Annotated in this window: 28 protein-coding genes; 17 read left to right on the forward strand and 11 right to left on the reverse strand. The window is 63.7% G+C overall.

Annotated features, from left to right (window positions below; genetic code table 11):
* Positions 1-22 precede the first annotated feature (22 nt).
* Both RA26_RS01820 and RA26_RS01825 read left to right on the forward strand, forming a co-directional pair.
* Positions 23-913 carry an SPFH domain-containing protein gene (locus tag RA26_RS01820; RefSeq protein WP_039179938.1) on the forward strand — a complete coding sequence of 297 codons (891 nt, stop codon included), beginning with the start codon at positions 23-25 and terminating at the stop codon, positions 911-913.
* Entirely contained in the window at positions 913-1,188 is a 276-nt protein-coding gene (locus RA26_RS01825) for an NfeD family protein (protein ID WP_039178943.1), read from the forward strand. The genes RA26_RS01820 and RA26_RS01825 overlap by 1 nt, the downstream gene beginning before the upstream one ends.
* A 350-nt stretch (positions 1,189-1,538) precedes the next feature.
* Here RA26_RS01825 and RA26_RS01830 read toward each other — a convergent pair whose 3' ends face one another.
* Both RA26_RS01830 and RA26_RS01835 read right to left on the reverse strand, forming a co-directional pair.
* The gene (locus tag RA26_RS01830) at positions 1,539-2,270 is read right to left on the reverse strand and encodes a hypothetical protein (RefSeq protein WP_152612546.1); all 732 of its coding nucleotides are present in this window, start codon (positions 2,268-2,270) and stop codon (positions 1,539-1,541) included.
* A gap of 260 nt (positions 2,271-2,530) precedes the next feature.
* On the reverse strand, positions 2,531-3,289 hold the full coding sequence (locus RA26_RS01835) for a hypothetical protein (RefSeq protein ID WP_039178948.1): 759 nt from the start codon (positions 3,287-3,289) through the stop codon (positions 2,531-2,533).
* A gap of 240 nt (positions 3,290-3,529) precedes the next feature.
* Here RA26_RS01835 and RA26_RS01840 point away from each other — a divergent pair, with 240 nt between their 5' ends.
* From RA26_RS01840 to tpiA, 4 genes are all read left to right on the forward strand, one after another.
* Positions 3,530-3,892 (forward strand): SUF system Fe-S cluster assembly protein, encoded by a 363-nt coding sequence (locus RA26_RS01840; protein ID WP_039178951.1) that lies wholly within the window; start codon positions 3,530-3,532, stop codon positions 3,890-3,892.
* A gap of 126 nt (positions 3,893-4,018) precedes the next feature.
* Positions 4,019-5,242: a glycerophosphodiester phosphodiesterase family protein gene (locus tag RA26_RS01845; RefSeq protein WP_039178953.1), complete on the forward strand. Its 1,224-nt coding sequence runs from the start codon at positions 4,019-4,021 to the stop codon at positions 5,240-5,242.
* 171 nt (positions 5,243-5,413) lie between these two features.
* A complete protein-coding gene (locus RA26_RS01850; RefSeq protein WP_039178957.1) occupies positions 5,414-5,773 on the forward strand; it encodes a HesB/IscA family protein in 360 nt (119 codons plus the stop codon).
* Between the two features lie 138 nt (positions 5,774-5,911).
* Positions 5,912-6,661 carry a triose-phosphate isomerase gene (gene tpiA, locus RA26_RS01855; RefSeq protein WP_039178960.1) on the forward strand — a complete coding sequence of 250 codons (750 nt, stop codon included), beginning with the start codon at positions 5,912-5,914 and terminating at the stop codon, positions 6,659-6,661.
* 181 nt (positions 6,662-6,842) lie between these two features.
* Here the strand turns inward: tpiA and RA26_RS01860 are convergent, their stop codons facing one another.
* The 5 genes from RA26_RS01860 to RA26_RS01880 all read right to left on the reverse strand — a co-directional run bounded on the left by RA26_RS01860 (position 6,843) and on the right by RA26_RS01880 (position 13,663).
* A complete protein-coding gene (locus tag RA26_RS01860; RefSeq protein WP_039178963.1) occupies positions 6,843-8,219 on the reverse strand; it encodes a TRAP transporter large permease in 1,377 nt (458 codons plus the stop codon).
* Positions 8,219-8,896 carry a TRAP transporter small permease gene (locus tag RA26_RS01865; protein WP_039178967.1) on the reverse strand — a complete coding sequence of 226 codons (678 nt, stop codon included), beginning with the start codon at positions 8,894-8,896 and terminating at the stop codon, positions 8,219-8,221. The genes RA26_RS01860 and RA26_RS01865 overlap by 1 nt, the downstream gene beginning before the upstream one ends.
* 101 nt (positions 8,897-8,997) lie before the next feature.
* The gene (locus tag RA26_RS01870; protein ID WP_039178970.1) at positions 8,998-9,999 is read right to left on the reverse strand and encodes a DctP family TRAP transporter solute-binding subunit; all 1,002 of its coding nucleotides are present in this window, start codon (positions 9,997-9,999) and stop codon (positions 8,998-9,000) included.
* Positions 10,000-10,691: 692 nt separating this feature from the next.
* The gene (locus RA26_RS01875) at positions 10,692-11,921 is read right to left on the reverse strand and encodes a sigma-54-dependent transcriptional regulator (protein WP_039178971.1); all 1,230 of its coding nucleotides are present in this window, start codon (positions 11,919-11,921) and stop codon (positions 10,692-10,694) included.
* Positions 11,918-13,663 carry a sensor histidine kinase gene (locus RA26_RS01880; protein WP_039178974.1) on the reverse strand — a complete coding sequence of 582 codons (1,746 nt, stop codon included), beginning with the start codon at positions 13,661-13,663 and terminating at the stop codon, positions 11,918-11,920. Before RA26_RS01880 ends, RA26_RS01875 begins: the two co-directional genes overlap by 4 nt.
* 59 nt (positions 13,664-13,722) lie before the next feature.
* Between RA26_RS01880 and RA26_RS01885 the strand changes: the two genes are divergently transcribed.
* Positions 13,723-14,907 (forward strand): cytochrome P450, encoded by a 1,185-nt coding sequence (locus RA26_RS01885; protein ID WP_039178976.1) that lies wholly within the window; start codon positions 13,723-13,725, stop codon positions 14,905-14,907.
* A 185-nt stretch (positions 14,908-15,092) separates the two neighbouring features.
* On the opposite strand, the gene RA26_RS01890 is transcribed toward RA26_RS01885, so the two are convergent.
* Positions 15,093-16,001 carry a LysR substrate-binding domain-containing protein gene (locus RA26_RS01890; protein ID WP_039178979.1) on the reverse strand — a complete coding sequence of 303 codons (909 nt, stop codon included), beginning with the start codon at positions 15,999-16,001 and terminating at the stop codon, positions 15,093-15,095.
* Between the two features lie 104 nt (positions 16,002-16,105).
* Between RA26_RS01890 and RA26_RS01895 the strand changes: the two genes are divergently transcribed.
* A complete protein-coding gene (locus RA26_RS01895; protein ID WP_039178982.1) occupies positions 16,106-16,387 on the forward strand; it encodes a hypothetical protein in 282 nt (93 codons plus the stop codon).
* 36 nt (positions 16,388-16,423) lie between these two features.
* On the opposite strand, the gene RA26_RS01900 is transcribed toward RA26_RS01895, so the two are convergent.
* Positions 16,424-16,891 carry an Lrp/AsnC family transcriptional regulator gene (locus tag RA26_RS01900; protein ID WP_019295909.1) on the reverse strand — a complete coding sequence of 156 codons (468 nt, stop codon included), beginning with the start codon at positions 16,889-16,891 and terminating at the stop codon, positions 16,424-16,426.
* A 209-nt stretch (positions 16,892-17,100) separates the two neighbouring features.
* Here RA26_RS01900 and cobA point away from each other — a divergent pair, with 209 nt between their 5' ends.
* From cobA to RA26_RS01935, 7 genes are all read left to right on the forward strand, one after another.
* On the forward strand, positions 17,101-17,856 hold the full coding sequence (gene cobA, locus RA26_RS01905; protein ID WP_039178984.1) for a uroporphyrinogen-III C-methyltransferase: 756 nt from the start codon (positions 17,101-17,103) through the stop codon (positions 17,854-17,856).
* Positions 17,856-18,164 carry a DUF2849 domain-containing protein gene (locus RA26_RS01910; protein ID WP_039178987.1) on the forward strand — a complete coding sequence of 103 codons (309 nt, stop codon included), beginning with the start codon at positions 17,856-17,858 and terminating at the stop codon, positions 18,162-18,164. The genes cobA and RA26_RS01910 overlap by 1 nt, the downstream gene beginning before the upstream one ends.
* A complete protein-coding gene (locus tag RA26_RS01915) occupies positions 18,157-19,821 on the forward strand; it encodes a nitrite/sulfite reductase (protein WP_039178989.1) in 1,665 nt (554 codons plus the stop codon). Before RA26_RS01910 ends, RA26_RS01915 begins: the two co-directional genes overlap by 8 nt.
* 4 nt (positions 19,822-19,825) lie before the next feature.
* Positions 19,826-20,587: a phosphoadenylyl-sulfate reductase gene (locus RA26_RS01920; RefSeq protein WP_039178992.1), complete on the forward strand. Its 762-nt coding sequence runs from the start codon at positions 19,826-19,828 to the stop codon at positions 20,585-20,587.
* A 5-nt stretch (positions 20,588-20,592) separates the two neighbouring features.
* Entirely contained in the window at positions 20,593-20,988 is a 396-nt protein-coding gene (locus RA26_RS01925; protein ID WP_039178995.1) for a DUF934 domain-containing protein, read from the forward strand.
* A 142-nt stretch (positions 20,989-21,130) separates the two neighbouring features.
* The gene (locus tag RA26_RS01930; protein WP_039178998.1) at positions 21,131-21,997 is read left to right on the forward strand and encodes a ferredoxin--NADP reductase; all 867 of its coding nucleotides are present in this window, start codon (positions 21,131-21,133) and stop codon (positions 21,995-21,997) included.
* Between the two features lie 134 nt (positions 21,998-22,131).
* Positions 22,132-22,656, forward strand: coding sequence for a hypothetical protein (locus RA26_RS01935; RefSeq protein WP_241482570.1), 525 nt, complete (start codon positions 22,132-22,134; stop codon positions 22,654-22,656).
* Between the two features lie 92 nt (positions 22,657-22,748).
* Here RA26_RS01935 and RA26_RS01940 read toward each other — a convergent pair whose 3' ends face one another.
* Positions 22,749-23,306: a hypothetical protein gene (locus RA26_RS01940; protein ID WP_052272279.1), complete on the reverse strand. Its 558-nt coding sequence runs from the start codon at positions 23,304-23,306 to the stop codon at positions 22,749-22,751.
* 457 nt (positions 23,307-23,763) lie between these two features.
* On the opposite strand from RA26_RS01940, the gene infC reads away from it, so the two are divergent.
* A complete protein-coding gene (gene infC, locus RA26_RS01945) occupies positions 23,764-24,225 on the forward strand; it encodes a translation initiation factor IF-3 (protein WP_342586110.1) in 462 nt (153 codons plus the stop codon).
* A gap of 128 nt (positions 24,226-24,353) precedes the next feature.
* The gene (locus tag RA26_RS23345; RefSeq protein ID WP_039179006.1) at positions 24,354-24,992 is read left to right on the forward strand and encodes a methyl-accepting chemotaxis protein; all 639 of its coding nucleotides are present in this window, start codon (positions 24,354-24,356) and stop codon (positions 24,990-24,992) included.
* A 55-nt stretch (positions 24,993-25,047) separates the two neighbouring features.
* Here RA26_RS23345 and RA26_RS01955 read toward each other — a convergent pair whose 3' ends face one another.
* Positions 25,048-25,836, reverse strand: coding sequence for an FAD binding domain-containing protein (locus tag RA26_RS01955; protein ID WP_039179008.1), 789 nt, complete (start codon positions 25,834-25,836; stop codon positions 25,048-25,050).
* Positions 25,837-25,888: the final 52 nt, after the last annotated feature.

Raw genomic sequence — 25,888 nt, forward strand, 5'->3', positions numbered from 1 at the left:
TGATCCATCAAAGGAATTTTACATGAACGAAGACCTCATCCTCGAACTCCTGTCCGGCAACCTGCTGTATCTGCTGGGCGCCGTTCTGCTGGTCATTATTGTCCTGAAAGGCATCAAGATCGTGCCGCAGTCGGAAAAATACGTGGTCGAACGCTTTGGCCGCCTGCACTCGGTGCTTGGCCCGGGCATCAACTTCATCGTGCCCTTCCTCGACGTGGCCCGCCACAAGATCTCGATCCTGGAACGCCAGCTGCCCAATGCCACCCAGGACGCGATCACCAAGGACAACGTGCTGGTGCAGATCGACACCTCGGTGTTCTATCGCATTCTTGAGCCGGAAAAGACCGTCTACCGGATCCGCGACGTCGATGGCGCCATCGCTACCACCGTTGCCGGCATCGTGCGCGCCGAGATCGGCAAGATGGACCTGGACGAGGTGCAGTCGAACCGCGCCCAGCTGATCTCCCGCATCCAGGAAAGCGTCGAAAGCGCAGTGGATGACTGGGGCATCGAAGTGACCCGCGCCGAGATCCTGGATGTGAACCTGGACCAGGCCACCCGCGATGCCATGCTGCAGCAGCTGAATGCCGAACGCGCCCGCCGCGCCGAGGTGACCAAGGCCGAGGGCCAGAAACGCGCCGTCGAACTTCAGGCCGATGCAGAGCTTTATGCCGCCGAACAGACCGCCAAGGCCCGCCGCATCCAAGCCGAGGCTGAGGCCTATGCCACCGAAGTTGTTGCCAAGGCCATTGCCGAAAACGGGCTGGAGGCTGCACAGTATCAGGTTGCCCTGAAACAGGTGGAGTCCCTTACTGCGCTCGGCAAAGGCGAAGGCAAGCAGACCATCGTGGTCCCCGCCCACGCGCTGGAGGCCTTTGGCAATGCCTTCAGCCTGCTAAAAGGGGGCAAGTGATGGATGCCCCCTTCTGGGCCCTGTGGTGGGTCTGGGGCGCCGGCGCGCTGGTACTGGCCATCCTTGAGGTTCTGGCACCGGGCTTTGTCTTCCTGGGCTTTGCCATCGGCGCGGCGGTGGTGGCGCTGCTGCTGCTGGCCGGCGCCGGCATCACCCTGCCGCCGCTGCTCCTGATCTTCGCCGCCCTGTCGCTGGCGGCCTGGCTGGTGATGCGCAAGTTCTTCGCCCTGCCCAAGGGCCAGGTGAAGACCTTCAACCACGATATCAACGACTGATCCTCAGGCCGGAGCCCTCCTGGGCTCCGGTTCTGGCAAGGCTTTGCATGCCTGCCTTCATCCGGCGCATTCGTTTCGCTGACAGCGTCTGGCTGCCCCGTTCGGGCTAACCGGATGCCCGCGCTTTACTCTTCAAAGAGTCCAAGTCCGGCCGCTCCCATGACCTAACAAGGCACACTGGCTGTGCAGAAAGCAGCCGCCTCTTGCTTGCAAACTTTCACAAGTGCCGGAAGGAAGAACGCGTTGCCGAACGGAGCTGCAATTTGCTGCGGGTGCGCCAAAGTCAGCTATAAGGTGTCGATGGCGGTACTCAAATTGCACCAATGCAGGCTTTGATTGAAAACGACAGGCTACATTCTGACCGCGCCTGACAATGGATGATCCTCAATGTTTTGATACCGATCTATGAGTGTCGTCAAAAGATCATGCATAGGGCCAAATTGCTGATCGGCATCGCTGGACCTGACAGCGATTTTTGTGACCCGTAAACCTTGAGAGGTCTCGGTATTTTTGCTCCACAACAGGCGGACCCACGGACCGGGGTTAAATTCATCGGCTTGTTCCATGTAGCCAATGCCGCCTCGCAAGTCTTTTACGGACAGCGTGGCAAGCCGTCTGGCATAACCGGCGGATTGTGTCCTGTCATGGGCAAAGGCGCTAATTTCACCCGCCTGCATTCCAATGAAATCACTGCTGTAAGTCATCTCGTTATGAGCAATTTCTGACGATCTTTGCATCTCCGAGCGGTCTACAGAAATCACATCATCTTCGAAGCTGACATAAACTTCAGCTATTGTCTTAGCACTTGCGTAGCGGAGTAGTCCTCTTTCGTTCTTTGGAAAGTTACCCGCAAGGAAGTAGAGATACTCACCCATAGGTTCAACTTCCCAAAGCAACCCATTGAAAGTTGACGTGGTGGGTTCTTCGGGTGGAACATCAACCCAAACCGGGAGCTCAGCGGTTTCACCAATTTGTTGAATACTGACGACAGGGTGGGTCTGTAAGTTCTCGATATGGTTGCCTGCTGGTTTCACGACCTTTGCTTCAGGCCCCTGCCCTCGGAGCTTTTTCCACCAGTTCAAAGCGATACCCACCTCTGTTGGACCGACGGGACAATATCGCCCGCAGCAATAATAGAACAATGATATTCGTTTGCTTAATCAGATCACTGGATTCAAGGAAAATAGTAAGCCTTCTTTGATGCCCCTCACAGCATTCGCCAAAATGGTCTCTTTGTCCCCCTTCGCCGCATACCGTGCAAACTTCTGTTTCTGCCATCTGCCCCTTCAGCTGGCCCGCGGCCATACAGGCGCAGGGCTACAGCAAGCTCGCTTCTCAACCCTCAAAACCGGAACCCAACCCCGGCCAGCAGGCTGTGCGTCACCGCGTTATGGCGGAAGAAGCTGCCGGTGCTGCGGGCACCTTCTTCATACTCCACCCCCAGCCCGCGGTAGAGCACATAGATGGACGCGTTCTTCCAGCGGTGATGCACCAGGCCGCCCGCCAGCGACCAGCTTTCCTCCGACCCGGCGCCAAATCCGCCGATGTCCCCTTCCAGGGTAACGCTGAAGTTGTCCGACAGCCGCCGTTCCCAGCGCATGCCAACGACGGGATCGGTCCAGTCCGCCCCGCGCCACAGGGCCGCCCCAGGCAAGGAGGCGGTCACATCCACATCCCAGTGGCGCAGGCCGCCGAAGACCTCAAACTGATCCAGCCCGCGCCCGAACCGGTAGGTCACCAGCGCCTCGGCCAGGTTCTGATCGTAGCGCACCCCGCCCGGCCCCACTGACGACAGCGCATTGGAATCGGCATCCAGCACCGCATAGCGCAGCCGGAAGCCGAAATTGCTGTAGTGGGTGCCCTCGAACTGCAGCATCCCGCCCGCCTGCAGCTGGTCGAACACATCGCCGGCGTCAATGGATACATCGCCGCCGGTCCAGCCCAGCTCGGTCGTGCTGTCGATGGAAGGCGCAACCATGAACGGCGTCAGCTGCCACTGCCAGCTTTCCCCAGCCGCGGCGGCAACCGCCCCAGCCAGACCCGCGGCGGCCGCCAGACTGACCTGGGCGGCAGCGCGTAGGGGTGCAATCGGATCAAGCATCGCTCCTCCCGGCGCACCAGTCCACCCGGCCCGGACGGCAAACAGCATCCGGTCCGCTGCAATCTGGCAGCCTTTACAAAAACATCGCGGGGGATTCACAACGTAGAGCGGGTGCAGCCCCAAATCAAATTTTCACATCAGCGTGAGGCACATTTCCCTAGCCCCGCCATGACCGCCGCCTCTGGACGCCGGGGCGCATATTCCCTATATAAACCGTCGGAAAATAGAACCGGGATCCTCATGACCAACCCTGCCGAACCGCTCGAAGGCGCCCCGCTGATCGCCCCCTCCTCCGTCAGCCACCCGCTGTACGAGGCTATCGTCGACGCCTGCCGCACCGTCTATGACCCGGAAATCCCGGTGAACATTTACGAGCTTGGCCTGATCTACACCATCGACATCAATGACGAAAACGACGTGAAGATCATCATGACCCTGACCGCGCCGGGCTGCCCGGTGGCAGGCGAGATGCCGGGCTGGCTGATCGATGCTGTATCGCCGGTCGACGGCGTCAAAAGCGTTGATGTCGAACTGACCTGGGAGCCGCCCTGGGGCATGGAAATGATGTCCGACGAGGCACGCCTCGAACTGGGCTTTATGTAAGGTTCCAAGCCCGCGCACCGCGCCGGTTGTCATGAGAATTTGATGCGCCCGTCATGCGGGCGCAATCCGGGTGTTACATACAGGCGCCACTCTCGGCGCAAATTTTGACCAACCGGAGAATTTTCAATGCGCTGCGCCCTGACTTCGGCAACCGCCCTGCTTGTGTCTACCGCCGTCTTTGCCGGCAATCCCCCGGTTGCGGCGGATACGGGCCTCAGCTACGGCCCCCGCCCCGCCTATCTGGTCTCCAAGCTGCCCGAGGGCGCTCTGAAAGAGAAGCTGCAGTCCTGCCTAGGCCAGACGCCCCAGCGCACGGATTTCTCCATCGGCCACCGCGGCGCGCCACTGATGTTCCCCGAACACACCGCCGAATCCAACATCGCCGCTGCGCAGATGGGCGCCGGCATTCTGGAATGCGATGTCACCTTCACCAAGGATCTGGAGCTGGTCTGCCGCCACGCCCAGAACGACCTGCACACCACCACCAACATCCTGACCTCGGATCTGGCGGACACCTGCATCACATCGTTCACCCCGGCGGACGGCGAAACACCTGCTAACGCCGAGTGCCGCACCTCCGACATCACGCTGGCCGAGTTCCGCACCCTGCAGCCCAAGATGGACAGCGCGGACAAAACGGCCCTGACCGCCGAAGCCTACCAGGGCGGCACCGCCAGCTGGCGCTCCACCCTGTTCGCCGGCGACGCCACCAGCATGACCCACGCAGAGTCGATCGAACTGTTCAAATCGCTGGGCGCCAAATTCACCCCGGAACTGAAGAGCCCGGCAGTGGAAATGCCCTTCAACGGCTTCTCCCAGGCCGACTACGCCCAGAAGCTGATTGATGAATACAAGGCCGCCGGCATCCCCGCCTCCGACGTCTGGGCGCAAAGCTTCAACCTGAACGACGTGCTCTACTGGATTGAAAACGAGCCGGAATTCGGCAAGCAGGCGGTGTTCCTCGACGCCAGTTACAACCTCGAAGGCTTCGACCACAATAACCCGGCAACCTTCCCGCATGACTTTGCCGCGCTGCACGCCAAAGGTGTCAACTACATCGCGCCGCCGATGTGGATGCTGGTCACTGCTGAGAATGGCAAGATCGTCCCCTCGGCTTATGCCAAGGATGCCAAGGCGGCGGGCCTCAAGCTGATCACCTGGACCCTGGAACGCTCCGGCCCGCTGGCCTCAGGCGGCGGCTGGTACTTCCAGTCCGTCTCCGACCTGACCACCGATGACAGCATGTACTACCAGCTGCTGGACGTGCTGGCCCGGGATGTGGGGGTGCAGGGCGTGTTCTCCGACTGGCCCGCCACCACCACCTTCTACGCGAACTGCATGGGGCTCTGACCACCGTCCTTCCCCCCGCGACGGACACCCCATCAATGGCCGCCTCCCTGCCCAGGAGGCGGCCTCTTTTAATTCTGCATATCGGGTATATCTTATGCATCCCTGTCGCATCCGGGGTTGAGCCGCCCCGGCAGCCATCCTAGATAACAAGGGAAGCGCAAGGAGACTTACATGTTCGGCATTCCCGGCAAACAGGCGGTGACGATGACGCCCAAGGCTGCGGCCCAGATCGCCAAGCTGATGGCAAAGGACGGCCACGCCGGCCTGCGCATCGGCGTCAAAAAGGGCGGTTGCGCGGGCATGGAATACACCATGGAATATGTCGACGCGCCCGATCCCAATGACGAGGTCGTGGAACAGGACGGCGCCCGTATCCTGATCGCGCCGATGGCGCAGATGTTCCTGTTCGGGACAGAGATCGACTATGAGGTCACGCTGCTGGAAAGCGGCTTCAAGTTCAACAACCCCAATGTCACCGAGGCCTGCGGCTGCGGCGAGTCGATCTCCTTCAAGGAAGCGCCCGGAACCTGATCCGGCGCCAAAGCTATGAAAACACCGGGCGGGGCTTTCCCCGCCCTTTTGCTTTTCAGGTCATCGCCCAAGCGAATTGCGCCGCCCCGCCGCCGGTGCTACCAGTCACGCCGAAACACCACATTTCGGAGGCCCCCCATGCGGCGGAAACTGGCAGCAGGCAATTGGAAGATGAACGGCACCGGCACGAGCCTCGCGGAACTGGCGGCACTTGCGGAAAGCCATGCACGCCCCGCAGCCGACATTCTGATCTGCCCGCCTGCAACCCTCTTGTCCCGCGCCGCGGACACCGCCAAGGGCGGCACCGTTGCCATCGGCGGCCAGGACTGCCATGCAAACGCCTCCGGCGCCCACACCGGCGATCTGTCGGCTGCGATGCTGAAGGACGCAGGCGCCTCCGCCGTGATCCTCGGCCACTCCGAACGCCGGGCCGACCATGGGGAGACCGATGCACAGGTCTGCGCCAAGGCTGAGGCCGCCATCGGCGAGGGCCTCATTGCGGTGATCTGCATTGGCGAAACCCTGGCGGAACGCGAAGCCGGCGATACGCTGAAAGTGGCCGGCACCCAGCTTGCAGGCTCCGTTCCCGCTTCGGCCACCGGTGAAAACACCGTGATCGCCTATGAACCGGTCTGGGCCATCGGCACCGGCAAGGTGCCAACGCTGGAGCAGATCGCAGAGGTTCACGATTTCCTGCGCGCCGAGCTCACCGCCCGTTTCGGCGCGGAAACCGCAGACAGCATCCGGCTGCTCTACGGCGGCTCGGTCAAACCGTCGAACGCCGCGGAAATCTTTGCCGTCTCCAACGTCGACGGCGCGCTGGTGGGCGGCGCCAGCCTCAAGGCCGCGGATTTCTCCCCGATCATCACCGCGCTGGAAGCCAGCTGATACGCGCCTTGCGGCGCGTGCCTCCGGCGGGGATATTTTCAGCCAGATGAAGAACGGATCCCCTGTTCATCTGGCAGGAAATATCCTGGGGTGAATGCGCCCGCGGCGCAGAGGGGCAAAGCCCCTGCCCTGAAATGACAAACGCCCCGGTCTCCCGGGGCGTTTCTTTTTGGCAAATCGCCTACTTTGTTATGATCTCCGGCCCCATCACCGCATTTGGCAGCACGGTCGACAGCCAGGGCACATAGGTGATCAGGATCAGGAACACGAACAGCACTGCCAGGAACGGCAGGGCCGCACGCACCACCCCCATCATCGGCATCCCCGCCACGCCCGAGGTCACGAACAGGTTCAGGCCAACTGGCGGGGTGATCATGCCGATCTCCATGTTAACCACCATGATGATGCCCAAGTGGATCGGGTCGATGCCCAGCTCGATGGCAATCGGGAACACCAGCGGCGCCACGATCACCAAGAGGCCCGAAGGCTCCATGAACTGGCCGCCGATCAGCAGGATCACGTTGACGACGACCAGGAACATCACCGGGCCAAAGCCCGCCGACAGCATCGCATTGGCGATATGCTGCGGCACCTGCTCATCGGTCAGCACATGCTTCAGGATCAGCGCATTGGCGATCACGAACAGCAGCGTCACGGTCAGCTTGCCCGCCTCAAACAGCGTGTGCTTGGTGTCGCTGTGGAAGAAGGCAGTGACCAGCGCATAAGGTTTCTTCAAGAGCGGCGTCTTCGCCTCGCCCTCGCCGTTCGACAGCGGCCCCATGTCCTTGTACACAAAAGACGCGATCAGGAAGGCATAGACCGCCGCCACCGCCGCCGCTTCAGTCGGGGTGAAGATGCCGCCATAGATGCCGCCCAGGATGATCACGATCAGGAACAGCCCCCAGCCGGCCTCGCGGCCTGAAGTGATGATCTCGCCCCAGCCCTTCCACTCGCCCTTCGGCAGGTTCTTGACCTTGGCCATCACATAGATGGTGACCATCAGGAACAGACCGGCCAGCAGGCCCGGAATGACACCGGCCAGGAACATCCGCCCGACAGAGACCTCTACCGCCGCCGCATAGACCACCATCACGATCGACGGCGGGATCAGAATGCCCAGGGTGCCTGCGTTACAGATCACGCCGGCCGCGAACTCCTTGGTGTAGCCCACCTGCCGCATGCCTGCGATCACGATGGAGCCGATGGCCACCACGGTCGCGGGCGACGACCCGGACAGCGCGGCAAACAGCATACAGGCAAACACGCCAGCGATCGCCAGACCGCCCGGCAGATGGCCAACGCAGGCGATGGAGAAACGGATGATCCGCCGCGCCACGCCGCCCGTCGTCATGAAGCTTGAGGCCAGGATGAAGAACGGGATCGCCAGCAGGGTGAAATGCCCCTCGAAGGCTTCAAACAGCGTACCTGCGACCGACGCCAGCGAGCTGTCGGAATAGATCAGCAGGAAAATGGTCGAGCTGAGGCCGAGGGACACCGCAATCGGCACCCCGATCAGCAGCAGGCCGATCACCATCGCAAAGAGGATTACCACTTCCATCAGTCATGCTCCCCGCGCTGCGCTTGCACTTCTGCAATTTCGTCTTCGACCTCGTGGCTGGCGACCAGACGGTCGGCCTCGCCGCGGGCAATCTGGAACGCCGCCTGGATGAAGCGGAACACCAAGAGCAGCATCGACACCGGCAGCACCACATAAGGCACCACTTTCGGCAGTTTCTCGTAAGAATCGCCGTAATTGATCAGGTCCTCCAGGAACTTGAAGACCGCCACCATCGGCACGTCCTGCACCTCATAGAAGCTCTGGCTGCGCGCCTTCATGTCCAGCCCGGTCGGAAACCAGCGGCCGGAGGTGGGCGGCAGGTCGGCAAACACCGCCCAGTAGTCATAAGCGCCCTTCAGCAGGAGCAGCGAAAACACGATGCAGCATCCGGCAGCAAACAGGCCCACCGCCTTGCGCGCACCCGGCGCCAGCATGTTGACGATGGCATCAACGCCCAGATGCGCGTGGGTCTTGACCGCATAAGACGCCCCCAGCAGCACCAGCCAGGCAAACAGGAACACGGTCAGCTCCAGCGCCCATAAAATGTTTGAATTGAACACGAAGCGTGCGATCACGTTAGCGAAGGTGATCGCCGTCATCAGCCCCAGCAGAAGCGCGATCAGGGTTTCTTCGAGTGAATTGATAAGCCCGCTCGGGCCGGTTCTGGACCCCGCCATGGCTGCCTCCCAAGTTTTGCGGAAAGAAGGGGTGCAGGCGGCGGATCCCCGCGCCGCCTGCGGTCACGGGGCGCCCGTGCAGGGCACCCCGGAGGTGGCCTTTAGAGGCCTGCGTTGATGGCTTGCGCCGCGTCGATCTTCTCCTGGCCGACGTCGCCTGCGAATTTCTCCCACACAGGCTTCATCGCCTCGACCCAGGCCGCGCGCTGCTCAGGGGTCAGCTCGCGCACCACGCCGCCGGCGTCGATGATCGCCTGGCGTGCTTCGCCGTTGACCTTGGTCGACTCCGCGTTGCGGGTCGCGGTCACCTCGTTCAGGATGTTCAGGAACTGGTCGCGCACTGCCGGATCCAGGCTGTCCAGCCAGTCAACCGAGGTCACAACCAGATAGTCCAGCGCGCCGTGGTTGGTTTCGGTGATGCCGTCCTGCACCTCAAAGAACTTCTTGCCGTAGATGTTGGACCAGGTGTTTTCCTGCCCGTCGACAACCCCCTGCTGCAGCGCGCCGTAAACTTCCGAGAACGCCATTTTCTGCGGGCTGCCGCCGATTGCTTCCATCTGCGCCACCAGCACGTCAGAGGATTGCACGCGGAACTTCAGCCCGTTGGCGTCAGACGGCTCGACCAGCGGCTTGTTGGCGGACATCTGCTTCATGCCGTTGTGCCAGTAGCCCAGCCCCTGCAGGCCGCGGCGCTGCATCGAGTTCAGCATCTCCTGGCCGGTCTCGGACGCCTGGAAGGCATCCACGGCCTCGATGTTCTTGAACATGAACGGCAGGTCGAACAGGCGGAACTGCTTGGTGAACTTCTCGAATTTCGAGAGCGACGGCGCGGCCAGCTGCACATCACCCTGCAGCATCGCTTCCAGCACCTTGTTGTCATTGTAGAGCGTGGAGTTCGGATAGACTTCCAGGCACATGGTGCCATTCATCTCTTCGTTCACGCGCTTTTCCAGCAGCGCCGCGGCAATCCCCTTGGGGTGCTTGTCGGTGTTGGTGACGTGGCTGAACTTCACCACGATCTCGCCGTCGTCACAAGCGGCGCTTGCGGCGCCTGCGGAAACGGCCAGAGCCAATGCGGTGGCGGCAGTTGTCAGGAATTTCATGGTTTTTCCTCCCAGAAAAATCGTCTGTAATCCGATGGTGCACTCAGCGCATGGCTGAGGCCTGGCAAGAGCATCCCAAGTTGCGGAAAACCGCTCAAGAATTGATTCGAGAATCACGGCGGCATGGGATTTTCCGCAATTTTGCATAGGCTTACGGACCTGCGAAAATGCGCCCGCGATGTGCCTGCAGCAAGCTGTGCGAAAACCCGCACAGGGCATTCCGGGCTTTGTGCGGAAAACCGCACAAATGTTAGCGCCGGACAGCAGCACACGGGAATCGCCCCCTACTTCAGGCTGAAAATATCCCCGTCCCACTGCCCGTCAGGCGGCTATGCCGCCGAGAGGGGGGGGCTCCCGGCCTCGCCTAATTCGCCCCGGCCCCGGGGTGTTGCGCCCCCACCGTACGCACCGCTTGCCGCTCCTTAACCCGGGCTTGCGATACTCACTCCCGTCGCGACACCGGTGCGGACTGACACCCCGCACCACCAGGAGACCACAGGGCCCCCGAGACCACCTCTTCATCGGGTTCAGGGGCGTCCCGCACCGAAGGCTTCAGCGGACATGGGGGCTTGCGACCCCCGTCCTCCCTCCGCCTTTGGCCCCACCCAGGGCCTCCCGGCGGCGCCGCCTCCTTAACGGCCCCGGCCACAGCGCCGGACAGAACGAACCGCAAGGTTCCCGGCCAAACGCCCTTAGCGGCGGTAATCCTCGGGCCGGATGCCATAGCGGGCCAGCTTGTCATAAAACGTCTTGCGCGGCAGCTTCAGGGCTTCGGCGGCCGCAGCCGCGCGCCCGTTGGCACGGCCCAGCGCCGCAATCAGCAGAGAGCGCTCCACCTGCGCCATCTGCTCCGCCAGCCCCAGCCCGGCCGCCGCTGCGGCTTCCTCAGGCATTCCCAGCACAAACCGCATCGCCGCCGACATCAAAGATCTCGCATTGCCCGGCCAATCCTGCGCCATCAGCGCCGCCAGATGGTCCTGGCTGATCTCCGGCGGCTCGATCCCTGCCTGCTCTGCGGCTTGCGCCACGTAATGGCGGAACAGCACTGGAATGTCGCCAGGACGCTCCGCCAGCGAGGGGATCCGCACACGCATCACATCCAGCCTGTAGAACAGATCGGCGCTGAACTTCCCTGCCTGCGCCAGTTCTGCCAGACTGGCGCTGGAGCCCGCGATGATCCGCACCCCGCCGCCCTGCTCCAGCTGCGCCAGCAGCGCGTATTGCGCCGCCTCCGGCAGCGCCTGCACCTCATCCAGAAACAGCGATCCGCCCGCCGCCTCCTGGCACAGCTCCGCCACGGTTTCCGCCGCCAGCCCTGCGGCCGGGCGTTTCACAAAGGGCCCCTGCGCGGCGGGCGACATCAGGTGGATGACCTCGGCCACCTTGGAAATGCCGCTGCCCGGCGCGCCGGTGACCAGCACCTCTGCCCCTGTCGGCGCCACCGCCCGCACCCGCTGGCGCATCTCCTTGGCCTGCGGCGAGGTCCCGAACAGCAGGCGTGCCGCCGGGTCGCCGGTTTCCAGCTGGTGCTTCAGCCGCCGGTTTTCCAGCACCAGCGCCCGGGTTTTCAGCGCACGCTCCAAGACCGGCAGAAAGTCGGCAGGCGCGCAGGGTTTCTCCAGGAAATCAAAGGCGCCTTGCGACATCGCCTTCACGGCCATCGGAATGTCGCCCTCGCCGGTCAGCAGCACCACCGGCAATTCCTCATCCGCGCCGCGGGCATAGTCCAGCAGGTGAAACCCGTCCCGCCCCGGCATCCGGATGTCGGAAACGATAATGCCGCCGAACGCCGGCGTGATGTGATCCTTGGCCGCCACAAACGAGCCGCAGACCACAACATCCAGGTCGTTCAGCTCCAGTGTCTGCGCCAGTGCCTCGCGCACCGCCGCGTCATCATCCACCAAGAGAACCTTGCGGGTCATGCGGCGTCTCCCTTTTCTTCACCCTCGCGCCACGGCTCCAGCTCCACCGTGAACACGGCGCCGCCGCCGGTGTTGGCGCCGCGGATATTGCCGCCAAAGCTTTGCACCAGCCCGTATGAGATCGACAGCCCCAGCCCCATACCCTCGGAACTGCCCACCGCCTTGGTGGAATAGAAGGGATCAAACATTTTCTCCGGCTCCTTGATGCCAGGGCCGCTGTCCTGCACCCTCACCTGCAGCCGCGGCCCGGTGTCGACGGTGATCGAGATCACCTTCTCCTCCTGCCCCTGCATGGCATCGGCGGCATTGTTGATCAGATTCACAAAGACCTGCGTCAGCCGCACCTCGCCGCCCCAGGCATGGACCACCCCGCCGCAGGCCGCCGCGTTCCACCGGAGGTCAATATGGTCAGCCTTCAGCCGCGGCGCGGTCAGCTCCACCGCGGCGTCAATCACCTGCACCAGATCGACCTGCCCCATCGGCTCGCTTTCGTTGCGCACGAAGGCGCGCAGGTTCTTGATGATCCGCGCCATCCGCGCCGCCATGTCGGCAATCCGGCCCAGGTTTTCACTGGTGCGCTCCGCCTTGCCGCGCTCCAGAAAGGCGGCGCCATTCTCGGCGAATTGCTGTATTGCCATCAGGGGCTGGTTCAGCTCATGGCTGATCCCTGCCGACATCTGGCCCAGCGCCGACAGCTTGCCCGCCTGCACCAGATCCTCCTGCGCCCGCTTCAGGGCCGCTTCGGCCTCCTCCCGCTCGCGCACCTCGCGGCGCAGCTGGGTGTTGGCCGCCGACAGGTCGCGGGTGCGCTGCTCAACCCGGCTCTCCAGCACCGCGTTGGCCTCCGCCAGAGTGCGCCGCCGCTCCATCACGATGAACAGCATCGCACCCAGCGCCAGGCACACCGCCGCCAGCGCCGCCGCCTGCAGCAGCGCGATCCGCCGGGCCGGCGCCACATCCACCAGGATCTCCCCGGTCATGCCGATGACCGGCAAGCCTACTGTCAGATGCAGCGCCTGCGCAGGCAGATAGGGGCTGCCCTCCAGGCTCCAGATCTCATGCCCGGCAAAATAGTCCCGTCCCGTCACGCTTGGATTCTGCCCGTCAGCGCCGCGCTGCCAGAACAGCAGCTCCGTGCGGTTGGCAATGAATACCTCTCCGCGCTCGTCAGTAAAGAACACCGCGGGCAAGGAGCCGCGCCAGGTCTGCTCCACGTCTCCGACATCCGCGACCACAACCAGCGCGCCCCGCACCCGGCCCTCACCGGAAAAGGCAGGGGCCGCATAGAAATAGGCCCGCTTGCCCTCCGCTGGCAGCACCCCATGGCCGGTGCCCAGCGCGCCCTGCGTGGCCCGGATGAAATAATCCTCCGCTGCCACGCTGGCGCCAGTCACCCCTTCGGCCGCCGCCAGCACCCGCCCGTCTGCGGCAGCAAAGAACACATCCAGCGCCGCGGTCTTGTCGGCGACCGCGCGCAAGAGCTCCGCCGCCTCTGCCCGCGCTTCGGGCGAAGACAAATCCGCCAGCACCGGATGCTCTGCCGTCAAAACCGCCAGTTCCTGATAGACTTGCAGCTGGGTGCTGACGCGGTCCGACGCCAGCGCCAGATCCGCAGCGCTGCGCTCTGCCAGGCCGTTCAGCGCCTGACGGTATCCGTAAGACCAGACCGCAAGCGCCAATGCCGCCACGGCCACGAGGAACCCGGCAGGCAGGCTCCAGCGGAGATAGTGCTGTGTTTTCATTGCGGCACGTTATCAAAGCGCCCCTTGCATTGACCAGATGCAACGGCAACAACCGGTGTATGAAGACTTTAAACCAATCCCCCACCGATCCCGCCTTTGTGCAGGACCCTTACTCTTTCTATGCTGCAGCCCGGGAACAAGGGCAGCTGCACCACTGGCAGGACTACGGCATGGTCGCCGCCTTCGGCCATTCAGCGGTGCATATGCTGCTGCGCGACCGCCGCTTCGGCCGCGAGGTGCCGAAAGAGCTGCGCAAGCCCGGCCCCGCCCATCTGGCCCCCTTTCTGGCGGTGGAGGCGCACTCCATGCTGGATGCCGAGCCGCCCCGCCACACCCGCCTGCGCCGCCTGGTGCTGCACGCGTTCACCTCCCGCGGAATCGCGGCGCTGGAACCGGGGATCAGGGACCTGTGCCACCAGCTGATCGACGCCTTTCCGGATCAGCCCTTTGACCTCTTGGAGGCCTATTGCACACAGGTTCCGGTGGTGACCATCTGCCGCCTTCTGGGTGTTCCCGAAGAGATGGGCGCCAATCTCGTGGACTGGTCGCACAAGATCGTGGCGATGTATCAGGCCGCGCGCACAGAGGCGACAGAGCACACTGCAGCGCAGGCGGCTCAGGAGTTCACGGACTTTTTGCAGGGCTACATCGCGGAACGCCGCAACGATCCCCGTGACGACCTGATCACCCGGCTGATCGCCGCTGAGGAAGAAGGCGACAAGCTGTCCACCGACGAACTGATTGGCACCTGCATCCTGCTCTTGAACGCAGGCCACGAGGCTACAGTGCATTCGCTGGGCAACGGGGTGAAAACCATGTTGCAGCAGGGCTGGCAGCCGGAGTGGCTGGCGCCGGAAGGGATCGAGGGGCTGGTGGAGGAAATCCTGCGCTTTGATCCGCCGGTGCATCTGTTCACCCGCTACGCCTATGAGGAGGCAGAGGTGTTCGGCCACACCTTCCAGCGCGGCGATCAGGTGGCGCTGCTGCTGGGTGCTGCCAACCGCGACCCGAAGGCGCTGGACGATGCGGATAAGTTCGATCCCGCACGCCCGCCCAAGGTGAACAAGAGCTTTGGCGGCGGGTTGCATTTCTGCGTCGGCGCGCCGCTGGCGCGGCTGGAAATGCAGATCGCCCTGCCGATCCTGTTCGCGCGCTGTCCGGACCTGAGGCTGGCGGCGGAGCCGGAATACTCCAACACCTTCCACTTCCACGGCCTCACCCGGCTGATGGTGGCCCGCAGCTGAAGCCCCGGGCGCTCCCGCCCGCGCTGCAAGGATCACAGATCCCCTTGCGCGGTTGGGCCGGGCGCCGCTGACGCGGCGCGGCGCGCGCCCCTTTTCACCTTTGGCTAAATACTCCGGGGGTGAGGCGCCCCGGCGCCGAGGGGGCAGCGCCCCCTCCCGCCCTCCTACCGCGCCCGTCCGGGGCGTTACTCCGGCAAGACCGGCAGGGCTGCCATGCCGGGACTGTTGAGCAGCCACTCCCGGAAGGCCGCCACCTTGGGGTCATTCCATTTCTGCCGTTCGCCGATCAGCGCATAGGACCCCTGCGGAGTGGCGCAGGCCATTTCCGGGAAGGGCAGCACCAGATCACCCCTTTCCAGTTCATCGCGGCACAGGACCAGATCCGCCATCACCACGCCGGTCCCGATAACCGCAGCACGGGTTGCCATATCGAGGTTCGGAAAGACTTCGCCGCTGTCCGGGTCTACCCCCTCCACCCCGAAGTGCCCCAGCCAGGTGTGCCAGTCCTGGCGGCGCGGGGTTTCATGCAGCAGCCTGAGACCCGCCAGCGCCGCAGGACCGTCCGCAAGCGCAGGCAGCAGCGATGGCGCGCAGGCGGGTGAGAGGATCATGCCGAACAGCGGCATCACCTCGATATCCGCAGGCCGTCCCGGGATGTTTTCTAGCGATATGCCCAGATCGTACTCCGACCGTTCAAATCCCTTGCTGCCGTAAAAGTCGGTGGCCAGCCGCAGCGTGATCTCCGGATGCGCGGCGCGGAACAGCTCCAATTGCGGCAGCAGCCAGCGCAGCGACAGCGTCGGCGGGCAGATCACCCGCAATTCCGACGCATCCGCCGCGATCTGCCCCAACTCGCGCTGCATCATCGCAAAGGCGTCGGTCAGCACCGGATAAAGCCGCTGCCCCGCCGCCGTCAGCGCCACCCCGCGGGCTCCCCTGTGAAACAGCTGCACGCCGATGTGGTCCTCGAGGATTTTCACCTGGCGGCTGATCGCACCGCGCGTGACGAACAGCTCCTCCGCGGCAGCGATAAAGCCCTGATGGCGGGCGGCGGCCTCAAAGGCGCGCAGGGAATTCAGGGGCGGCAGGCGCATCAGATCACCATGGATCAGTTTTCCTGATCCATGGTGGAGATTAACTGGTTTGCGCGCAAGCCCCGCAGCCTCTATCTCTCAGAGGCCCGAACGGAGGAATTGCCATGACAGCATATTGTGAGAAAGCGCACTCCCGGAACCATGCGGTTCTCATCCGCGGCGTGCTTGGCTGGATTTCAGGCCTGGCTGGACTGAGAAAAACTGCGCCTTGTTCCGCGGCAGCCACGAAACCAGTGCAAGTGCCGCACCGCGACCTGGAGCGGCTGTCCGGGATCTCTCCGCACCTGCTGGCCGATATCGGGGTCGTGCCAGCCAGCGCTACCGAGGACACATCCCCGTGGCGGCTGCAGGACGGGCGCCATCTGCTGCTGCGCCCGCCGCTGTGAGATCCGGGGCGGCCTGCCGGCCGCCGCCACGCGCCTTCAGCTGCCCAGCGGCAGCATGGTGGTCGACTTGATCTCTTCCATCGACAAAAGCGCAGTCACATTGTGCACCTTCACCTCTGAAATCAGCGCCTGATAAAAGACGTCATATGCACGGGCGTTCTGCACGCGCACTTTCAAAATATAGTCGATGTCGCCCGCCAGCCGGTGCGCCTCTTGCACCTCGGGGCGTTCCTGCAGTGCTTTCAGGAACTTGGCCTGCCATTCCGCCTCATGCTCCGAGGTGCGGATGAGGACAAAGAAACAGGCCTCGAACCCCAGGGAATCCGCATCCAGCAGCACTGTCTGCTGGCCGATCACCCCGGCCTCCTTCAGCTTGCGGATGCGATTCCACACCGGGGTCTTGGAAGACCCCACCCGGCGGGCTATTTCATCCAGCGACTGGCTGGCGTCGCGCTGCAGTTCAGCCAGAATTTTCCGGTCCGTGCCGTCGATCCGCACCGTCATTCCTGTTTTCTCCTTTTGTGAGGACCAATCGGCCCGATGTCCCGCCGCGGCAAAACCAATGTTCTTATTTATCCGCCCATATAGCGCAATACCGGGAATATTTCCTATATCTACCCTCAAGTCAAACACACTCAGAGGGTACAGGAATGTCCGCACCATCTATACATGCTGCCAATGCCGCCACTCACGTCCGTGGCAGCATGGACTGTATGGTTGCAGGCCAGGTGTGCTTTGCGGGTTCCGGCCCCGGCGATGCGGAGCTGCTGACCCTGAAAGCCCTGCGCGCCCTGCAATCCGCCGATGTGATTCTGCATGACCGTCTGGTGAGTGCTGAAATCCTCGCGCTGGCCGGCCCGCAGGCGGTGCTGGAAGACGCCGGCAAGGAAGGTTTCGGTGCTCAGGTCTCCCAGGCCGACATCAACGCCCGTCTGGTCGAGCTGGCCAAGCAGGGCAAGAAGGTGTTGCGCCTCAAGGGCGGCGATCCTGCAATCTTTGCCCGCTTGGATGAGGAGCTGACCGCCTGCGAGGAAGCCGGCATCGCTTACACCATCATTCCCGGCATCACCGCCGCCTCTGCGGCCGTGGCCGCCATCGGCCAGAGCCTGACGCAGCGCGGCCGCAATACATCGGTCCGGTTCCTGACTGGCCACGCGATGACCGGCTTTGCCGACCACGACTGGGCCGCATTGGCGCGCCCGGGCGAGGTTGCTGCTGTCTACATGGGCAAGAAATCCGCCCGCTTTGTGCAGGGCCGCCTGATCATGCATGGCGCCGACCGTGCAACGCCGGTGACCATCATCGAAAACGCCTCGCGCCCCGATCAGCGGGTGCTGGAAACAACGCTGGACCGCCTGCCCGCCGACTTGGATGCGGCTGGTTTCGATGGCCCTGCCCTCACATTCCTGGGTCTTGCCCCGCGCCAGGCGGCGGCAGCCCTGAACGATCTCAAAACGGAGCTTGCATAATGGCCCGCGCCTTTACACCCAAAGTCATCACCGCCAACGACCTGCTCGAGGGCGACGTGATCTACTTCACCGCCGAAGACACCTGGACCCGCGAGCTGTCGGAGGCTGAGCTGATCACCGACGAGGCAGACGCCCAGCTGCGCCTGCTGGAAGCGGAGAAGCAGAACATCAAAATCGTCGGCGCCTATCTGGCCGACGCCAAGGCAGGCCCGAACGGCCCCGAGCCGACCCACTTCCGCGAGGAATTCCGCCGCACCGGCCCCTCGAACTACTTCCATGGCAAGCAGGAGGCGCAAGCCAATGTATAAGTACAACGAGTTTGACGAAGCCTTCCTGGCAGAACGCAACGCCCAGTTCCGCGCCCAGGTCGAGCGCCGCATCGACGGCTCCCTCACCGAGGATGAGTTCAAGCCGCTGCGCCTGATGAACGGCGTCTACCTTCAGCTGCACGCCTATATGCTGCGGGTTGCGGTCCCCTATGGCACCCTGAACCCGAACCAGATGCGCACCCTGGCGCTGCTGGCCGAGAAGTGGGACAAGGGCTACGGCCATTTCACCACCCGCCAGAACATCCAGTACAACTGGCCGAAACTGCGCGACCTGCCGGACATGCTGGACGCGCTGGGTGAAGTCGGGCTGCACGCCATCCAGACCTCGGGCAACACCATCCGCAACACCACCGCCGACCATTTCGCCGGTGCCGCCGCGGATGAGCTGACCGACCCACGCCCCTATGCCGAGCTGATCCGCCAGTGGTCCACCGACCACCCGGAATTCCAGTTCCTGGGCCGCAAGTTCAAGATTGCCATCACCGGCAGCAGCGCCGACCGCGCTGTGATCAAGGCGCATGACGTGGGCCTGCAGGTGGTGGAACAGGACGGCAAGATCGGCTTCAAGGTGATCGTCGGCGGCGGCCTGGGCCGTACCCCGATGATCGGCCAGGTGCTGCGCGAGTTCCTGCCGCAGGCAGACCTGCTGCCCTACCTGGAGTCGGTTCTGACCGTCTACAACGTGCTGGGCCGCCGCGACAACAAGTACAAGGCGCGCATCAAGATCACCGTTTCCGAGAACGGCATCGACACCTACCGCGCGATGACCGAGGAAGCCTTTATGGCGATCCGCGGCCAGTACGACGGCACCGACCAGCAGCTGCTGGAAGAGATCAAGACGCATTTCCAGGCGCCGGAGTTCCGCTCCGCCCCGACCGATGCGTTCGATGCAGCCTATGCAAACGACCCGGTGTTCCGCGCCTGGGCCGACACCAACCTCGCAGAGCACCGCGCCGACGGCCACGCCATCGCCACCATCTCGATCAAGGCGCATGGGGCAACCCCGGGCGACGCGTCCGCCGAGCAGATGCGGGTGATGGCTGACCTCGCAGAGCAGTACGGCTATGGCGAGCTGCGCATCAGCCACCAGCAGAACGTGATCCTGCCGCATGTCCACAAGAACGACCTGCCGGCAATCCACGCAACCCTGAAGGCAAACGGCCTGGCCACTGCAAACATCGGCCTGATCTCGGACATCATCGCCTGCCCGGGCATGGATTACTGCGCGCTGGCAACCGCCCGCTCGATCCCGGTCGCGCAGGAGATTGCAACCCGCTTTGACGAGCTGAAGATGGAGCACGATATCGGCCATCTGCAGATCAAGATCTCGGGCTGCATCAACGCCTGCGGCCACCACCATGTTGCCCATATCGGCATTCTTGGTTTGGACCGCGCGGGCGTCGAGAACTACCAAATCACCCTGGGCGGCGACGCCACCGAGACGGCCGCCATCGGCACCCGCACCGGCCCCGGCTTTGCCTATGACGAGATCGTTCCCGCCGTGGAGCGCATCGTCGAGGTCTACATGGCCCAGCGTGAGAGCGCCGAGGAAACCTTCCTCGAAACCTACCGCCGGATCGGCATGGAGCCGTTCAAGGCAGCACTGTACCCCGAGGCTCAGAAAAAGGTCGCCTGATCTGATGTTCCAACCAGCCGGAAATAGGCCCGCCGGAGAAGCAGAGCTTCTCCGGGACCGGGAGCTGGCCGCCAAGGCGGAAGCGCTGAATGCGCGCTACCGCCACCATTCGGCCACCTCGGTAATGGAGGGCGCATTGCGGGATGCAGGGCACATCGCCCTGGTCTCCTCTTTCGGCGCGGAATCCGTGGTGCTCTTGCACATGGCCGCGATCATCGACCCGATGACCCCGGTTGTGTTCGTGGACACCGAACTGCTGTTCACCGAAACGCTGATCTATCAGCAGGAAGTGAGCGAGCGGCTGGGCCTGCGCAATGTGCGCATCATCCGCGCCGATGACATCGCCGAGAAGGACCCCTATGGGGCCCTCAAGTTCAGCGACAAGGACGCCTGCTGCACGCTGCGCAAGACCGTGCCGCTGCAAAAGGCGCTGGCGGGTTACGACGGCTGGATCACCGGCCGCAAGCGGTTCCAGGCCGGCACCCGTGCGGCGCTGGAGTTCTTCGAGGTCGAGGAAGGCACCGGGCGGCTGAAGATCAACCCGCTGGCCCATTGGGCGCCCGAGGACGTGCGCGCCTATATGGATGAGAACCGCCTGCCCCGCCATCCACTGGTGGCCAAGGGCTATCCCTCGATCGGCTGCGCGCCCTGCACCAGCCCGGTCAAGGAGGGCGAAGATCCGCGCGCCGGCCGGTGGCGCGGAGAGAACAAAGAAGAATGCGGCATCCACGTGGTGGACGGCCAAATGGTACGCACAGGAGCGTGAGTGAGATGACTGTTATCGTGACCGACACCGGCTTTGCCGCCGACGACTGGACCACCGGCTTTGAGGGATCAGACGTGCTGGAGCTGGCCTCCGACGCCAATCTGAACGACGTGTCGCTGGACGGCGTGGAGCTGGTCCGGGTGCAATTCCCAAGCTTTGCCGACGGCCGCGGCTTCACCCTGGCCCGCCAGCTGCGGCTGAAGGGCTACCAGGGCCGCCTGCGCGCCTTTGGCCATGTGATTGCAGACCAGTATGCCATGGCCCGCCGTTCCGGCTTTGACGAGGTCGAGCTGACTGACGAGCTGGCCGCCCGCCAGCCCGAGGACCAGTGGCTGGCCCGCGCCAACTGGAAAGACCACAGCTATCAGGCCCGCCTGCGCGGCAGCACCGCTGCCCGCTAAGCCAGCCCCCGAACCCGGGAACGCTCCCTGAAACCGGCTCCGTTGCGTCAAACGCGGGGCCGGTTTCGCAAAACAGGGGGTTTTCCTGACATGTATCAAGGACTAATCAGAGGTGCCGGCTACTCCTCCGGCAGTGGAACCGATGAATGAGATGACACCCGTGACCGACACTGCAACCGACCCGAAACCGGCCAAGGCCGTGCCGGCGCTGCCCGACGCCCAGACCGTGACCCAGGTGAAACACTGGACCGACCGGCTGTTCTCCTTCCGCTGCACCCGGCCCGCGTCCCTGCGCTTCCGCTCCGGCGAGTTCGTGATGATCGGCCTGATGAATGATCCGGACCCCAAGACCGGTAAGGTGAAGCCCTTGCTGCGCGCCTATTCCATCGCCTCGCCGTCGTGGGACGAGGAAATGGAGTTCTACTCGATCAAGGTGCAGGACGGCCCGCTGACCTCCAAGCTGCAGCACATCAAGGAAGGCGACGAGATCATCCTGCGCCCCAAGCCCGTCGGCACCCTGGTGCATGATGCGCTGGTTCCGGGCAAGCGGATCTGGTTCTTTGCCACCGGCACCGGCTTTGCGCCCTTCGCCTCGCTGCTGCGCGAGCCGGAAACCTATGAGAAATTCGATGAGGTCATCATCACCCACACCTGCCGCGAGGCGGGCGAGCTGACCTATGGCCGCGAACTGATCGAGAGCCTGAAGGACGACGAGCTGCTCAATGAGGTGATCGGCGAAGGCTTCTGGAAGAAGATCAAGTACTACCCGACCACCACCCGCGAAGAGAGCCCCAAGATGGGCCGCATCACCGACCTGATGCGCTCTGGCGAGGCGTTTGAGGATCTCGGCGTGCCGCCGCTGAACCCGGAAAGCGACCGCGCGATGATCTGCGGCAACCTGGCCTTCAACCTGGAGCTCAAGGACCTGTTCGAGAACACCTACGGGCTGGAAGAAGGCGCCAACTCGAAACCTGCGCATTTCGTGGTGGAAAAGGCCTTCCTGGACTGATCCCGGGCCGGGCCGCCCGGCGGGCTGCCCGAATTTTGACACTGTTTTGACGGGAGGCTGCCGCCTCCCGTTTATCTTTTGTTGGGGATGAATCGGTAATTCTGCTGCTGAGATCCAGAATGGAGCACCAGCAGATGCACAATGAAACGGCCCCCGGGCAGGCGCCCGTCTTTCAGTCCGTCAGAACCGAAGCAGGCAAGGCCCGCGTCCGCGCCGCGCTCACCGGCTTCCAGAACCGCCCCGACCCGGTGCAGCCGCCGCTGCAGGACAGGATTGCCGCCGTCAAGGCGCAGTTTGATCTTCGTGCCATGGCACCGCAGGACATCGACCAGATGTTCGACGCGCTGGTGCAGGAAGGCCAGCCGATGACCGCCCCGATGCTGCTCTTGAATTCGATGGGCGGCCGTTTCCGCAGTCATCTGGCCGGGCTCACCGGCAAGGACTACGACGGCGGCAAGGCCCTGGACCTGATCGCGGTGGCGCAGCTGCAGATCCAGCGCGCCCGCAAACAGGGCGGCGCCAGCGGCGGTTGGGAGAGCTTTCTTACATTCCTGGTACCGCAATCGCCGGCTGAACAGCCCGCAGCCCAAGCGCCGCTGGAGCATATGGCGCGCCTTGCCCAGCAGGCCCAGGCGCAGGTGCACGTGCGGCCGAACTGACCCGCAGCTGCAGCGCGGATCAATCCTGAAACGGAAAAGGCGGCCGGGACATCCCGGCCGCCTTTCCTTTTCTGCACCAGCAGCGGGATCGGTTACTCGCTGGCGGTTGCCGCCTCATCAGCGGTGCCGGTTGCGGCGGTGCCGGACTGGTTCAGCAGTTCCTCAGCGGCAGAGGTTGCGCTGTCCAGAGCTTCGGTTGCCGCATCCTGGGTGGCTTCGACCGCGCCAGCCGCGGAATCTGCGGCACTGTCAGCCGCGCCCGTTGCGGTATCCACCGCGCTGTCAGCCGCAGCAGCAGCTGCATCCGCCGCAGTGCCGGTGGCGTTCCCGGCCGCTTCACCTGCGCTGTCCAGCGCATCGCCCACGGTTTCCGTGACCGCCTCTGCGGCTTCGTTCACCGCATCCTGCGCGGCCTCGACGGCGGCACCTGCCGCCTCTGTGCCTGCCTCAACGGCCTCTTCAACTGCCTCGGCAGCTTCCTCTGCCGCAGCCGCCGGCTCTTCAGAGGTTACCGGTGCGGTGCTGCTCTGCTCTTCCTGCACCGCCGGCGCCTCAGCCGGGACCAGCTCCTGCGCGTCCTGGCGGCTGACCACCAGATAGGCCCCAACGGCCGCGGCGCCCAGCGCCAGCACAATCAACAACTGTTTCATGGTCTCTCTCCTCACTCCTGCCGGCCCGCCCGGGCCGGGGCCGCAGCTGGTGCGGCATCTGCCTGCCAGATGGCGATGCAAGCGCCGCAGCTCAAGGGGGAAGTTTGCGCCAGGCGCGTCACGGGCGGCTGAGCGCCGCCCTGCCTGCGCAAAACTGGCGGAAGGCCGCCGCAATCGCGCCTTTTCAGGCTGTTGCGCCGCGCCGCTCACTTGGCGCTGCACCCGGTTTCACGCCTGTTTTCCAAGCCATTTGCAACATGCGGCCTTGAAAAGCGCCTTTCCTGCCGCCATACCGCCCATAACGCTTGAATCACACGCGCGGGGGCAGTAGCGTTCCCGCACTTTTTGCAATGACAGAAGGATCGCAGTCATAGCCCGCAGACCTCATAACGCGCCGCCGCAACGCGACACCGGCCCGCGCGTCAACGAAAAAATCCGTGCCCCCGAAATCCGCCTGATCGGCGCCGATGGCGAAAACGTCGGGGTTGTGCACCCGGCCAAAGCCATGGACATGGCGGCAGAGGCCGGACTTGATCTGGTTGAAATCTCGCCCAACGCCACCCCGCCCGTGTGCAAGATCATGGACTTTGGCAAGTTCAAGTATGAACAGCAGAAGCGCGAGAGCGAAGCCCGCAAGAAGCAGAAGATCATCGAGGTCAAAGAGGTCAAGTTCCGCCCCAATACGGACACCCATGACTACGATGTGAAGATGCGCAATGTAGTTAAGTTCCTGGAGAACGGCGACAAGGTGAAGGTCACCTTGCGCTTCCGCGGCCGCGAGATGGCGCACCAGAACCTCGGCCGCGAGCTGCTGGAGCGGGTTGCCGAGGACGTCAAGGAAATCGGCAAGGTCGAGAACATGCCGAAGATGGAAGGCCGCCAGATGATCATGATGATCGGGCCGCTCGCCAAGAAATAAGCCCGCGCACCGCTGGTGCCGGACGCAACCCCGCAAGCTGCCGCTTGCGGGGTTTTTCTTTTGCATCGGTTAGCGCTGCCTTAACGCCTGCCCCCTATACAGATGTCATCCCCAGTGAAGGCAGACGCATGACCAGCTTGACCGACGTTCAGAACACCGCCTTCATGGCCATCGGCCCCAGCCGCATCGCCGCCTTGTCTCTCCTGGCATTGGCACAGGCGCCGGAGGGGGCGGACAGCGCGGGTACAGAGGATGTTCTGGCGCTGTCGGTGCGGCGCATTTGCGCGGCGCATGATATGCTCGGCAGCGGGCTGGATGCCCTGCTGGCAGAGTGCAGCTATGCCCTGCCCGCTGAGCTGGAGGCCAAGCGCCAGTCCTGTCTTGAGATGCTGGCGCCGCTGCACCATGCCGTCACTGCCGCGGAGGGCGCCGCGCTGGCGCAGGTGCGCGCGGTGCCGGATCTGGCTGCCCTCTGCCTCTACCGGCTGGAACCCGCGGTGTCGGCCTTCCTCAAGGACATGGTGCAAACTCTGCGCGAGGCGCAGCAGCAGCGCGAGGAAGAACGCGACGCGCAGATGCGGGCCACCATCGCCACTGCCGAAGGCGTCGGCAAGAACATCAAGTTCATTTCCTTCAATGCCTCGATCGAGGCGGCGCGGATCGGCGATATGGGCAAGGGCTTTGCCGTCATTGCCACCGAGATCCGGGAGCTGTCGGGAAAGACCCAGAACCTGCTGGAAGAAATGTCCACCTATCTGCGGCACTGAAACGGAAACAGGCACCGGAGACCGGTGCCTGCACCTGTCATTCCACTGCGGCTGGTCAACCCGCTGCGGCCACCGCGCGTTTCGTCATCACCCCGACCAAATGGGCGCGGTATTCCTTGGAACCGTGCAGATCGCCGATCATGCCGCCGGCATCGACGCTAAGACCATCCAGAGCGTCCGGTGCAAAGCTGGCGTCCAGCGCCGCCTCGGCCTCATGCCAGCGGAAAACGCCCTCCTCTGACGCTCCGGTGACAGCCACCCGCACGCCCGCCGCATATTTCGCCGCAAAGACGCCCACCAGGGCAAACCGCGAGGCCGGCTGCAGGAACTTCTGGTAATTGGCCTTTTCCGGCACCGGGAAACGCACTGCGGTGATGATCTCGCCTTCTTCCAGCGCAGTCTCGAACAGGCCGCGGAAATAGTCATCGGCGGTGATCTCGCGGGCGTTGGTCACAATGGTGGCACCGCTGCCGAGCGCCGCCGCCGGGTAGCAGGCAGCCGGGTCGTTGTTGGCCAGCGAACCGCCGATGGTGCCGCGGTTGCGGACTGCAGGATCGCCGATATGGCTGGCCAGATCCGCCAGGGCCGGATAGCTGACGGCCGCAGCCGCAGCCACCTCAGCATGGGTGACCGCGCCGCCGATGGTCAGCATACCGCCGTTGCCGCTCAGCTCCTTCAGTTGGGCAATGCCGCTGAGGCTCACCAGTTTCGACGGCATCGCCAGCCGCTGTTTCAGCGTCGGGATCAGCGTCTGCCCGCCGCCCAGCGCCTGCGCGTCCTCATCCGCCAGCGCGGCCACCGCCTCGGTAACGGTTGAGGGTTTCTCGAACTCGAATTCATACATCTTCTTTTCCTTTCCAAAGAACGTTCAAGCTCTTCTTCTGGCTGGAAACATC

It is taken from the genome of Leisingera sp. ANG-M7 (assembly GCF_000813965.1).
GTDB lineage: Bacteria > Pseudomonadota > Alphaproteobacteria > Rhodobacterales > Rhodobacteraceae > Leisingera.